5 protein-coding genes are annotated in these 13,116 nt (G+C 58.6%); all 5 read right to left on the reverse strand.

Annotated features, from left to right (window positions below):
* Position 1: 1 nt before the first annotated feature.
* The 5 genes from FMF02_RS09050 to FMF02_RS09070 are packed head-to-tail and all read right to left on the reverse strand — an operon-like array spanning position 2 to position 13,110.
* Positions 2-934 (reverse strand): glycerophosphodiester phosphodiesterase family protein, encoded by a 933-nt coding sequence (locus FMF02_RS09050; protein ID WP_141412910.1) that lies wholly within the window; start codon positions 932-934, stop codon positions 2-4.
* Between the two features lie 35 nt (positions 935-969).
* Complete coding sequence (locus FMF02_RS09055; RefSeq protein WP_179952759.1) at positions 970-3,048, reverse strand: hypothetical protein; 2,079 nt, start codon at positions 3,046-3,048, stop codon at positions 970-972.
* A gap of 13 nt (positions 3,049-3,061) precedes the next feature.
* Positions 3,062-7,300 (reverse strand): DUF4886 domain-containing protein, encoded by a 4,239-nt coding sequence (locus tag FMF02_RS09060; protein ID WP_244611556.1) that lies wholly within the window; start codon positions 7,298-7,300, stop codon positions 3,062-3,064.
* 18 nt (positions 7,301-7,318) lie between these two features.
* Complete coding sequence (locus FMF02_RS09065; RefSeq protein ID WP_019130080.1) at positions 7,319-9,775, reverse strand: PL29 family lyase N-terminal domain-containing protein; 2,457 nt, start codon at positions 9,773-9,775, stop codon at positions 7,319-7,321.
* 20 nt (positions 9,776-9,795) lie between these two features.
* Positions 9,796-13,110 carry a phosphodiester glycosidase family protein gene (locus tag FMF02_RS09070; protein WP_141412911.1) on the reverse strand — a complete coding sequence of 1,105 codons (3,315 nt, stop codon included), beginning with the start codon at positions 13,108-13,110 and terminating at the stop codon, positions 9,796-9,798.
* Positions 13,111-13,116: the final 6 nt, after the last annotated feature.

Here is a 13,116-nt window from a genome sequence, read left to right on the forward strand (position 1 = left end):
GTCAATCGTGCAGCCCCCGGCTGCGGAGATACGAGATCAGTAATTCAGGGCGGTCGGTCTGGATCAGGGTCGCGCCCATGTCAATCAGTTTTCCGTAAATTGCGGCAGGGCCGCCTTCAAAGGCCTTGTCGTCGTCCAATCCGCCGCAGAGCGAACTCCAAAGCGAGTTCACCCAGAGCTTCGAACCGCCGTCCACGATGCGTTTCATGCAGGCTTCCACCTCGGGCGTATATTCGTCCCAGCAGACCTCGTAGGCCAACGGCTGGTTCTCCGATTTCCGGTACTCTTCGAAGAGTTCGCGTCCCTGCGGTTTGAGGATGTCGATGACCGGCATGTACATCATGTTGTGCGGATAGGCGGCGAACTTCGCGGCCACGACCTCCGCCGGACGCTTGCCCTTGATGAGCACCTGATCCGTGACGCCCAGCTCCTCGGTGACGGCCAGCGCGAGGTCGTAATATTCGTACCCCTGATCGATGTTCACCACGATGCGGTCTTTGCAGACTTCCAGCGCTTCGCGCAGGGTCGGCATCCGCAGATCGTCGGTAACGACGTTGTGTGCCCGGCGTAACTTGCAGCGGCGGATCGAGTCGTAGGTGATGTCGCAGACACGGCCTTTTCCGCTGGTCGTACGGTCGATCGTCTTGTCGTGGCAGAGCACCAGCACGCTGTCCTTGGTCAGTTTGAGATCCAGTTCCATGATGTCGACTCCCATGCGGATTACGGATTCGATAGCAGGAATCGAGTTTTCGGGCCAGTTGCGCCAGTCGCCGCGGTGTGAGACGACCAACACTTTTTTCGATGCGGGATCGTGCAGTTCGGCGACGATCGCTTCGGCCCGGCCGCCGGTTTGCGACGGGGCGGTCTGTTCTCCGCACGCTGCTCCGGTGAGAGCAGCGGCGAGAATCAGCAGATGAGTGATTTTTCGTTTCATAGGTTATCGTTGGATGAAGACTTCGTTTTCTTATATCAGTTTCCGGCAGGACGATAGAGGATGTTCGCCGGAGTGACGTCGACTGCCGAGGCGTCGTAGGCGCCGAGATAGTCCATGTAGTTGTCGGCGTTGACGCCCGTCATGATGCAATCGCCTCCGTTGTAGGTTCCCACGTCACCTTGTGCGATGCAGTTTCGGAACTTCGCGGCTTTTTTACACTGTCCGAAGAAGGTTCCCTTGTAGTCGTTGTCGGGGCGGTCGGAGATGACACGGCCGTAGCTCTCGCATCCGATGAATTCGTTGTCGTTGTGGTTTACCAGACAGAGAATGCCGCCGGCGGCCCCCTTCGTACGGCTGATTAGATCGCCGCGGTTCACGACGTTGGTGAATTTGATTCCCGGTCCGGTGATGCAGGTGATGTTGCCGAGGCGGGCGTATCCCGATCTGGGAAAGGCGTTGTCGTTGAGTCCGTAGTTGGTACAGTCGGTCAGGTGCGTGTAGCGGTTGGCTGCGGCGACGATGCCGGAAGCACGTCCGACCTTTGTCGTGAGGTCGCCGCGGTTGATACATCCGTTGAAGATTACGGGGTTGGCCGAACTGGCGAGGTTGGTGCTGAACCCGCAGATGCCGCCGACGTGTATGCCCGTCGCTCCGTTGCCGGTATTGCCGCCGTCTTCGGACGTGAGGGCGGCTTCGTTGGTCAGGCGGTCGAGTACGACGCCTTTGCTGGCGAAGGCGAGTCCGACCATGCCCATCGTCATGCGGACGTTGCCTGCCGAGCCGTCGAACGACATCGGGGCGTTGTTGACGATATTGCGCACGGTAGCGTCGTAGACCACGCCGGCCAGAATGCCGCAGTCGGTTCCTTTCGAGGCTTTGACCGCCAGCGAACAGGAGGCGTCGAAGACGAGATTTTCGACGACGGCTCCGGGGCCCAATGCGCCGAAGAATCCCCATGCGCGGTTGGGAGTCGAGTTGTCGCATACCATGTGGAAATTACGGATCGAGTGCCCCTGCCCGTCGAAGAAGCCCGTGAATGGACGTCCCGATTCGATCGTCAATGCGTTGGTGCCCGTCAGCGGACAGACCGCATCGCCGATCGGTGTCCACGTTTCGATGCCGGTCATGTCGATGTCGTTGAGCAGTACGACGAAGCCTCGTTCATCTTGCCAGGGGGCGAGACTTTCGCCCGCATTGACTGCTGCGGCGAATTCGATGAGATCGTCGGCCGTCTCGATACCGCCCGGAGACGCGAAGGCGTAGAGCGCTTTGGCGAGATGGCGGGCCGAGAAGATACCGTTCTTCTCGTTGTAGGTGCGTATTCCCGATTTGTAGATGTTTTTTGTGTAGGTTCTGCCGTCGGTCGTCGTGAGCGTGAGTTTCAGACCGGCCTCGGAGATGAAGCGCCCTACGGGGAACTTGATTGTCTGGGGACGGGTCAGATCGGCGTTATCGGGGAAATGCAACGTCAGTTTCGATCCCGTTCCGCCGGGGGCCGGCGTGAGGGCGAGGGTCGAAGGGTCGACCGTACCTGTGAAGGTCAGATAGCCGTCGAAGTCCTCCTGCGAGGCGGGTTCCACGGCGAGCGATTGCGCCGGACTATCCAATTCGCCGGCATCGATGCGCAGTTCGATGACCGAGAAGATATTGCGGAACGAGACATGGAGTGCACCCTCCGCAAGATTCTTATCGAGCGGTGTCCCGACCAGCGGTGCGCAGGCCGTGTTGGTCTGCTCCGTGCCTTGCAGGGTGATTGTACGCTGGGGTTCCACCGCAACGGTGCCTTCGACGGTCGTGACGGGATAGTAGGCCGTCAGCGGTTTCGAGGGGTCGTAGGCCGTGATCCCCGTATCGCTGGCGAAGGTGGTCGTGGCACCCGCTTCGGTAGCCGTGTAGACATAGGCCGTACCGTCGTAGACGACCGTAATGCGATCGCCGACTTCCCATGTGCTTTTTCCTTCGATGATGTCGGTTCGCGTTGCCGGAGTGCAGGAGGCTTTGATGACGAGTCCTGATGAGGCGTGGGGCGGAGTCGGTTCGTCGGTTTCGGGATTTCGGGTGCAGCTTCCGAGCAGCAATGCTGCGCCGAATAGGATGATATATGTTTTTTTCATTTTTTCTGCAAAATTATTCTTTGTTCTGGTCCTCCTCGAATTCCGTGTCCTCGATGCCGTTATCGGGGCTTTCCTGCCCGATGTGGGACATGTCGGTGACGGCGTAGGGCGTAGTCAGGGCATAGCGCGCTGCTTGCAGGGCGATCGGGGCATTCGCCTCGGTAACAGGGGTCGAATAGCTGCCGTGGGTGGTGTTCGATGTCGTATAGCGGAACGGATTTCCGTCGAGCGTCACACCTCCGAAGGCAGGCGAGATCAGTTTTTCGAATACGGCGCACGATGCGGCATAACGCGAAATGCCGTAGTCCATGTGGTACCCGTCGCGGGTCATGTCCATCGCGTTTTGGAGTTTCGACGTGCGGAGATTTTGCAGGACGGTGCCCGTGGCGATCACATCGTCGAATGCGACTTCGCTCATTACTTTTTGGCCTTGTGCGACGATGGCGGCGTACATGTCCGTCTGCGACGAGGCGAAGTTGTTGACGATCACCGTCTGTTGCGAATAGCTGACGAGTGCGGGATCGGCATAGGCCTGCGACAGAATATAGTAAAACTTGGGCATGGCGCCGGTTTGCGTTGACTTGACGTTGTCGATGAGTCCCTGCAAAGCCTCTTTCTCGGCCGAGGTCCACTTCCATGCGTTGACCTTGCCCGTGTGTTCCTGGATGGTCACGACGTCCCACTGCTCCGAAGCGGCTACCTCTTTGATCGTCTTGTTCATCGATTCGGTCCAGCCGGCCGCTCCCGGATTGCATTCGTAGCAACGGTAGTCGTTCACGGTGGCGAAGCCGTTGTTGTATTCGGGAACCGTACGCCCTCCGTAATACATGTGTGTCATCTTCACCTTGTCGATGCCCATGGCTTTCAGAATGCCGGGCAGATGCTCCACGGCATCTTTCGTAAAACTGTTCCCGATGAAGAGAATGCGCAGTTCCGCGTCGCCGCCCGCGCTTCCTCCGCCCGAGTTTCCGATTTGGTAGGCGATATTCGTAAGGGCCGATTGGTTCGCTCCTTGTTTCCCCAGGTAGTTGGCTTGCTCGGCATCGGCATAGGAGTCGAAAACGGGAGCATTGGCGTTGTAGGTTCCGACCTTGCCGCCGGCCGTACAGTCAGTCCATTGTGCCACGGCGTTGTTATACCCCCAGAATACACCTCGATAGGGGCTGTCGGTCAGGATCGTACCGTAGTTGGCGCAGTTCTCGAAGGTCGCGTCGCCTGCCGCCGACGTGATGCCGCCGCAGCGGGAACCGGTCGTCGAGGTGAGATCGCCGTAGTTCGAACATCCGATCATCGACGACCCTGCGCCCATGTTGCAGGCGATGTTACCCAAACGTCCCGCATCGTTTTTCGGACAAGTGTTCAGCTGCTTGCCGTGATTTACGCAGTTGGCCAGTTGGGTATAGCGGTTGGCCGCTGCGACGATGCCCGCGGTGCGTCCTGTCGCGGAGGTGATGTCGCCGTAGTTGATGCAGTCGGAGATGATGACTTTCTGCTGCGAAGCCCCGTCGTTGGTGGTGAATCCCGCAATGCCGGCGATGTGGTAGCCCGTGGCGCCTCCGTTCGTATTGTTGTCTCGGTTTTCGGCCGTGATCGTGCCGTTGTTGTTCACGTTGTCGATCGTGACGTTGGCTGTTTCGGCAAAGGCCGTTCCTATCAGGGCCATCGTGATGCGGACATTGCCCGCCGCACCCTGGAAAAGCATCGGAGCGCTGCTCGTGATGTCACGCACCGTAGCGTCGTAAACCAGTCCGGCCACTACGCCGTTCGATGAACCGGCTGTGGACGCGACGGTGAACGAACAGCCTGTGTCGAACGAGAAATTCTCGATCACGGCGCCGGGTGCCAAAGTTCCGAACAATCCGTATGTAGCCCCCTCCTCGCTGTTCGCAGCGACCATTTTCAGATTGCGGATCCGGTAACCCTGGCCGTTGAAATGTCCTGCGAAGGGGGTTCCGGAGACCGTGAGTTTGTTGTTTGCGATGACGAAGGTCGCCTTGCCGATGGGTGTCCATTCGGCGACCTCGGACATGTCGATGTCGGTCAGCAGGCAGATCTCTCCGTTTTCGTTTTGCCATTCGCCGAGCGGCTTGCCGGAGTTGACCGCAGCCGCGAGAGCCACGAGATCGTCGGCCGTGCGAATGCCTTTGGCCGTCGAGACCTCGCCTCCGTACTTGGTATTGGTCACGCGCTCTTCGTTGCCGGCCTTGATCTTTCCGATATAATCCATGAAGTTCATTTCGTTGATGGCGACCATTTCGTAGTCGCCGCCGTTGTAGGATCCTATTCCGCCGCCTGCGATGTTGTTGTCCATCTTTCCGAGGCTGTTGATATTGGCTACGAGCGTGCCGCGGTAGGTCGTGAGGTCGGAGATTACGTTGCCGTAGTTGGCCGAATTGATGATTTCGCAGTCTGTGGCATTGGACAGACAGAGCAGTCCTCCGGCGTGGGATTGGGAGTTGGTCGTCACGACGTCGCCGTGGTTGGTGCAGCCGTTTATGATCGACTGGGTGCCGAGGATGCAGGTGATGTTGCCCAGACGTCCGCCCTTGGAGCCCGCATAGGTATTCATCATGTCGCCGTAGTTCTCGCATTCGACGATGTGCGTGAAGGTGTTGGCTGCGGCGACGATGCCCGAAGCGCGTCCTGTCGAAACGGTCATGTCTCCGTGATTTATGCAGCGCAGGAACCGATTGGCGAAGGTCGATGTGCGGGAGGTGTTCGAGAATCCGGCGATGCCTCCGACCTGAGTCGAGGTGAATCCGTTGGCGTTGGCGGCACCCGGATCCGCTTTCAGTGCACCGTAGTTTGTCAAATCGGTCAGTTGCGAAACGGTATCCTCGCTCGTGCCGGCGCCGTAGACGAAGCCGACGAGCCCCATGGTCATCAGCTTGTTTGCCGAGTTGTTGCCTTCGCAAATCATCGGTAGATAGCTGGTGCATTTCTCGATCTTCGAGTCGACGCAGGCGCCGGCGATGACGCCGGTCGAGGTCGTTCCGTTGCCCGAAACGGTGAACGACCCCGTGTCGCCGCTTTCGGCACCCAATACGAGGTTCCGTACCGTGGCGCCTTTGAGGATGCCGAACAGTCCGTAGACTTGATTGTCCGAGGTGAGTGCTCCGGTCATCTTGCAGTTCAGCAGCGCGTGGCCCTGACCGTCGAACGTCCCTTCGAAAGCCGCACCCTCGACTTTCGATTCCGAAGCCGTGGCGACGAACGAACCGTTGCCGATGGGAATCCACGACGCGATCTTCGTCATATCGATGTCGTTCATCAATACGGCGGTCATTCGCTGTGCGCCCGTTCCGGCATTGACGTTTTCGGCGAATTGCACGAGTTCTTCGGCCGTTCGGATCTCGATCCGATCGCTCGTCGCCTTGGTGAAGAATACCGGTCGCAGTACCGTATGCTCCTGCATGTCGTAGGCCATTGCGATCATGTATCCATCGTCGAATCCGGTCGGGAAGGTGACGGTGATCCGCTGCTGTTTCCTGTCCAGGACGATTTCGACCCCTTCGGCCTCGGCGATGCCGACCAGTGCTTCCGCGGCATGTTCGCCGTGGAGTTCATATTCGATGGTTGCGGGAACCGTCGGGTCGACGACGGTGGTGTTGATTGCTGTCGAGAGCGTGAGATTCAGTACCTGCTGGATGGGGAGCGTGATGACCTTCCCGTCGCCGAGCGTCAGCGACAGGTTGCCGTTGGCGTCGCGGGCAATATCCTTGAACAGGCAGCTTTCGCCGTCGTTGGCTTCGATCGGATCTCCTTCGGCGTCGTTCAGCCGTTCGCCGTTGACGGTCCAGAATCCCTCGGCGTCGACCGATACTTCGGGCGTGTATCCGCTTACGGGCACCTTTTCGCCGGCTTTGTCGAGCAGCGGCGAAGTCTTGCCGTCAGCCGTTACGGTCCAGTAATATAGATTGTTCTGCGGGTCGAGTTCGACACCGAGCAGCGGGACGTTGAGCATCTGGTCGACAGTGGCCAGTACGATGCTCTTCTCCTCGTTCTTGTTGTCCTTGTAGGTGATGATATAATTGCCTTCGGAGTCTTCGGTCATCTCCGTGATGACGTTGCCCGATGTCAGTTCGCTCAGGTCGGCGAGTTGACTGTTGAGCGAGGCGATGCGGTCTTGAAGTTTTGCGATCCGCTCCTTGATGTCGTCGAGACGTCCGCTGAGTTGCGAATCGTCGTAGTCGCTGCATCCGTAGACGAAGGTTGTCGCCGTGAGGAGCAAGAGATATAGAAATCGTTTCATGGATGTCTGAATTAAGCGTTAGTAGTTCTGCGACGGATCGAAATAATCGCCGTTCTTGTAGCACAGGGCGTTGTCGTTCGTGGCCTCGGGAGCGCTGCCCGGATTGTCCTTGTAGGTATCCCATTCGCCGACACGACCTCCCTTGGCGCATTGTGTGACGAGCTTCTTGCCGCTGTAACCGCAGGCCCAACCGGGTCCGTGTTGCGGTTCGCCGGAGGCGTAGGTGATGTTGGCCAGGATCGTTCCCTTGTTCACGCAACCGACGATCGTCGCCTGATTGTGGCCCACGAAACCTCCCGTACGGCATCCCAGTTGCGAGAAGACATTGCCGTTGTTGGTGCAGTATTCGATGCGGAGGTTGTTGTTGGTAACCGTACCGCCGACCAGACCGCCCATGCGCTTATAGTTGTAGTAGTCCTTGCTGCCGCCGTATTGACCGATGGCATCGTCCTGTATCGTTCCGTTGTTGGTCGAGTTGGCGATCACCGTGCCGTTCTCTTCGGTCGTACTGCCGCCCAGCGTGCCGACCAGACCGCCGCCGCGTCCTGTGGGAGCGCTTATTTCGCCGTTGTTGGTGCAGTAGTTGAGCTTGGTTCCCGCACCGAGCGTGAAGGCGCAAATGCCTCCGATGTTCATACCCGTACCCCCGTTGGCTGTGTTGGTGATGCGACCGGTCTTCACATCGCCGTTGTTGATGACGGCGTCGTCTTTCGTTTCGCCGCCGATGGTCGTGGACTTGATGCATCCGGCGATACCGGCGAGCATCATCAGCGTGGCGTCGGGATTGTCGCCCGTGAGGATCACCGAGACATTGTTGGTGACGTTGACGATCGTCGATCCTTCGGCGTAACCCGCCAGTGCACCGGCCGATACGACGTTCTGACTCGTACCCGCGAGGGTAATTTGATCCCCTGCGGCGCCCAGTTTGAGGTTTTTGATCGTAGCGTCCTTTATCGCTCCGAACAGGCCGTGGAGATGGGTCGTCTCGTTCTCGACGTTGAAGGTCCATCGGATTCCCTTGATCGTGAAACCCTGGCCGTCGAACACGCCCGTGAAGGGGTTTGTCAACGTATTGTAGGAGGGCGATCCGGTGGCCTTGCCCTGTCCGATCGGAGTCCATTCGGTAAGTTCCGTCAGATCGATGTCGTTGAGCAGCACCACCTCTCCCGAAGCGTTCTCCCAACGATCCGTGCTTCCGCCGGCGTTGACGGCCTTGGCAAAGGCCACGAGGTCTGCGCCCGTTGCGATGCCCGGTTCGGTCGGGGTGTCGGGAACGACCGGCGATTGGCGGACGCCGAGCGTTACGGTGATGCCGTAGGGGCGATTCGAGAATGTGATCGAGCCTTTGCGGTCAGCGCCGCTGTCGTTTTCATAGTAGTCGGCTACGAACGAGTGGGTCGTCGTGACCGTCTCCGCGCGTGTCTTGGGGGCGGGTTTGAGCCACGACTGACACTCCTCTGCGATCGTTACCTCATAGTCGATGTTGGCCGACACCCTGATGTCGAATTCCGTGAATTCGCCTTCGAGGGCCACCTCCGCTCCCGTTCCGAACTGCGGATCCCACGTCGGAGGGTCGATCTGGGCCGTTCCATAGGTGAAGAATAATGGTTTGAGAACGGTATTGCCGCCGGCCGAGGCGATGACGACGACATTGCCCTCTTCGGCATTTTCGTCCAGCTTCACCGAGATCGTACGGGTGTATTTGTCGATTTTCACCGTTACGTTCCATGCCGTGAAGTAGTCGACATACGCCGTTTCGGCTTCGCTGCCCGCTACGGTGTATTCGATTTCGACCGGTATCGAACGGTCGGGGACGGCCGTTACGGGAGCTGCATCGAACCGGATGCTCAGGGCTTCGAACACCGGAATCTCGAAGGTGCTTCCGTCGGCGAGCGTGAAGCGGACCATACCGCTCTCTTCGTCGGTCTCCACCTTCTGGAAGAGGGTGTTGCTGACATCGTTGGCCAGTATGGGATTGCCTTCCTTGTCCGTGAGACGCTGGCCGTCGACGATCCAGAATCCTTCGGCATCGATGTCCATCGCGGGAGGTACGCCGCCCACGGGCATCATCTTGCCCTCCTTGTCGAGCAGCCACTGATAGGTCTTGCCGTTGTCGGCGGTCGTGCGCCAGTAGAGTTTCCCGTCGGTGAATTCGCCGGCACCGACGATCGGAGCGGTTACCACGTCGTCCTGCGTGGCGAGGGTAACGGTCTTCGTTTCGCCGCCGTGGTCGCGGTAGCTGATGACGTAGTTGCCCTCGTCGTCTTGTTTGAGGTAGGAGATGAAGCTGCTGTTGATCAACGCCGAAAGCGAATTCATCTCTTCGTTCAGTCGCTCGACACGCTTTTCGGTCTCCGTGAGTTCCTGCTCGATGGCATCGATGTTTTGCCGCAGCTCTCCGTCGTCGTATTCGTCGCATCCCCAAAGAAGAACGAAACATGCGGCGAGCGATATGATGTTCGAAAACTTTCTCATTTTTCTTGCTGTTTAAGGGATTATTGTTTGATCCGCACGTGGAGGTAGTTCATGCACGAGCGTTCGCCTTTCGCATCGGACGGCTGGTTGACCACCTTGCCGGCGCCGTCGGTGTAGAGCCACATGGCCGTCGAACCGCCGCCGTCGAATCTCGTTACGTTCCAGCAGTCGAATTTTTGGGCGATGCGGACCATTTCATAGAATTTTACGCCCATCGAAATCCAGTCCTGACGGCCGTCGATGACGAAGAAGCAGACTTTCGTTCCGGCCTTGTCGATGCCCACGTAAGTCATCGGGTCGTATTTGTCTGTGTCGAAACTCTTGTCTTCGCCGTCGACCATGAACTGATACATCGTGGAGTTCTGTGTCAGAATCGGGGTCGAGATTCCGTTGACCGTCACGTCTGCGCGGATGCGGAGCGTCGAACCCACGGAGAGTTTTCCGGCGAGCGTTTCGGCCGTCGCGCCGGTGAGCTGTACGGCCCACTCGTCGAGGGCCGTCAGATAGGGCGCTTCGGCGAGCTCCGTCGAACGACCGTCCGCGATCTGGGTTACAGTGGCTTCGAACCAGCCGTCGTTGACCGTCACGGGATTGCCCGACTTGTTTTTCGCGACGACGTAGAGCGCCTTTTTGGAGAGCGTATTGGTCAGCGAGGGAGCGTCGGGATGGGGTATTTTCTTGTATCGTGCAGTATAGAGGTTGGCTTCTTGCAACGTGCTGCCCGAACGCAGGATCGTGTCGTTGATCGAGTGGTATTCGTATTCCGTACCGCCGACTTCGATTTTGCCGGAGAAGGTCTTTTTGCCGCAGCTCACCGTACGATCCTTGAAGAAAGTGAAGGCATTCGCATGGTTGGTCAGCGACGTGCGGACGCTCTTGTTGTTGACGAAGTCGGGGCGTCCCTCCTCGATGTGCAGTCCGCGGGGGAATCCGTCATGCGAATTGAAGAAGCCCGAATTGATGCCGGCGATGATGTTTTGTCCTTCGGCACGCTTCCGGTTGCAGTTTTCCGAGAGTGTCTCGCGGATGTTTTTGCCGTTGTTGCTGTTGTTGTTGCCGTTGGGATTGGGTACGAGGTCGTCGGCCATCGAGGTGGATATCTCCACGGCGTCGTTCGTCAGGTCGAGTTCCAGTACGTGCATTTTACGCGGTAGGTTGGTGAATTCGTAGTAGGTGTATTTCACTCCGGGGTGAAGTGCGACGGTCTGTTTGAGCTCCCAATCGTAGTAGGACGGAAGCGTCCAGTCCACGGTGTTTTCCTCTGTGTCGTAGTTCGAACGTTTGTGACAGACGGCCGAGGTGTGCATGGCTGCGGGAGCCGTCGTCGGGGAGTCTTTGTACGTGTCGTAATCGCCGACGAATCCGTGTCCGATGCAGTCCGAGATGAGAGATGCACTCTTGTTATAGCCGCAGGCCCATCCGGGACCGTGATAGTCCGAACCGGCGACGGTCACGTTGCCGATGATGGCGCCGGTGTTCTTGCAGGTGCGGATCGTGCCGGCGTTGTGCCCCGCGAATCCGCCCGTACGGCAGCCGAGGTGCGAGATGACGTTTCCGGAATTGGTACAGTTCTCGATGATGCACTCCGCCGAGGTCGAACCTCCGACCAGACCGCCCATGCGTTTGATGCCGTATTTGTCCTTCTGTCCGGCGTACTGTCCGACTGCGTCGTCTTCGACGAGTCCGGCGTTCGTTGAGTTGGCGATGGTTCCCTTCTCGAAAGTTCCGGCCAGCCCTCCGCCGCGTCCGGAGGGTGCGTTCACGCGTCCGTTGTTGGTGCAGTGACCCATGAAGTTGCCGTCTGTATTTTTGATGTACGCACAGATGCCGGCTACCTGCATGCCTTTGCCTCCGTTTCCGGTGTTGGCGATCGCTCCTGAGGTGATGTCGCCGTTATTGGTACACCCCGCTTCGGCGGATTGTCCGCCGAGAGTCGTTCCGGACATCTGTCCGACGATGCCGGCAAGCATCACCGGCGTGTCGGCGGGGTCTTCGCCTTCGAACGAGATCGAGACGTTGTTGGCGACGTTTTCGATGACCGATTCCGTAGCGAACGCCGCTACGCCCGCGATGGCCGTACCGGCTGCGGCAGTCCCCCGGACGATGATCCGATCGCCCGAGCCGCCGACCGTGAGATTCCGGACGGAGGCCTGATTCAGTACGCCGAACAGACCGTGCGCCGTCGATTTCGCGGCATCGGCCGTCCATGCGATGTTGCGGATCGTATGGCCTTTGCCGTTGAACTTGCCGGAGAAGGGGTGTTCGGTCGTTCCGATGGCGGTCCATTCGGTGATCCCGTTCATGTCGACATCGTCCAGCAGAACGACGTCTCCGGTTTCATCGCGATAGCGGTCATAGTTGCGCCCCGTATTTACGGCCCGGGCGAATTCGCGCAGGTCGTCCGCGGTTTTGATACCGTAATATTCGGGTTTGGCGCTCGCCGACGCCAGACGCACCATGCGGATCAGCACGTTCTCTTGCAGGTCGCAGAGCATCAGAGCGAAGCATCCTTCTTCGAAAGGCGCTTCGAAGGTTACGACGACGGTTTCGGCCGAGGTGTCGACTACGGCCGCGAGCTGCTCGCAGCGCACTATTTTCAGGATCGCTTCGTCGGCCTTTTCGCCCGTGATCTCGTAACCGATCGTGAGTGGCTGCGCAACGTCTTCGACGGTGTACTCGTCGTCGAAGGCGGTGTCGCCGATCTTGAAGACGATGTTGAAGGCGTCGAATATCGGTGCGGATACGGTCGATCCGTCGCCCAGCGTGAAGATGGCGTTGCCGTTGTCGTCGCGCGAGATTCCTGTGATGAGCGACGTCTGCTTTCCTTCGGCTTTCACCGGGTTTCCCGACGCATCGGTCAATCGCCGGCCGTTGAGGGTCCAGTAACCCTCTTTGTCGACGGCCATTTCGGGAGTACGCCCCGCAACGGGGATTTTCGAGCCGTCGGTGTCTTTCAGAAAATCGGTGTTTCCGTCGACGGTAGTCGTCCAGTAGAGTACGCCGTTCTCCTCTTTCGTACCGAGGATCGGTGCCGAGGAGACGTCGTCCTTCGTGGCGACGGTGACGCTGTGTTCGATATTGTCGGTCCCCTTGAACCGGATGACGTCGTTGCCCTCGGCGTCCTGCGTGATCGAGGTTATGGCTCCGCCGTTGACGATGGACGAGAGCAGCCGGATCTGGTCGTTGAGTTGATCGGCCTGTTTTTCGAGTTCCGTGAGTTGGTTGTATATCTCGTCGACCCCTTTCCACAGGGCGGAGTCGTCGAAGTCGTCGCTGCATCCGCCGCCGAAAAGAAGAGCCGATGCCAAAAGTGATGTTATCAGAGTTCGTTTCATTGTCTT

It is taken from the genome of Alistipes communis, from assembly GCF_006542665.1.
Classification (GTDB): Bacteria; Bacteroidota; Bacteroidia; order Bacteroidales; family Rikenellaceae; genus Alistipes; species Alistipes communis.

What these genes read in the sequence shown, in the direction of transcription:
- FMF02_RS09055 (WP_179952759.1), bottom strand. Translation starts at nt 3,048, where the DNA reads ATGAAAAAAACATATATCATCCTATTCGGCGCAGCATTGCTGCTCGGA.
- FMF02_RS09050 (WP_141412910.1), bottom strand. Translation starts at nt 934, where the DNA reads ATGAAACGAAAAATCACTCATCTGCTGATTCTCGCCGCTGCTCTCACC.
- FMF02_RS09065 (WP_019130080.1), bottom strand. Translation starts at nt 9,775, where the DNA reads ATGAGAAAGTTTTCGAACATCATATCGCTCGCCGCATGTTTCGTTCTT.
- FMF02_RS09070 (WP_141412911.1), bottom strand. Translation starts at nt 13,110, where the DNA reads ATGAAACGAACTCTGATAACATCACTTTTGGCATCGGCTCTTCTTTTC.
- FMF02_RS09060 (WP_244611556.1), bottom strand. Translation starts at nt 7,300, where the DNA reads ATGAAACGATTTCTATATCTCTTGCTCCTCACGGCGACAACCTTCGTC.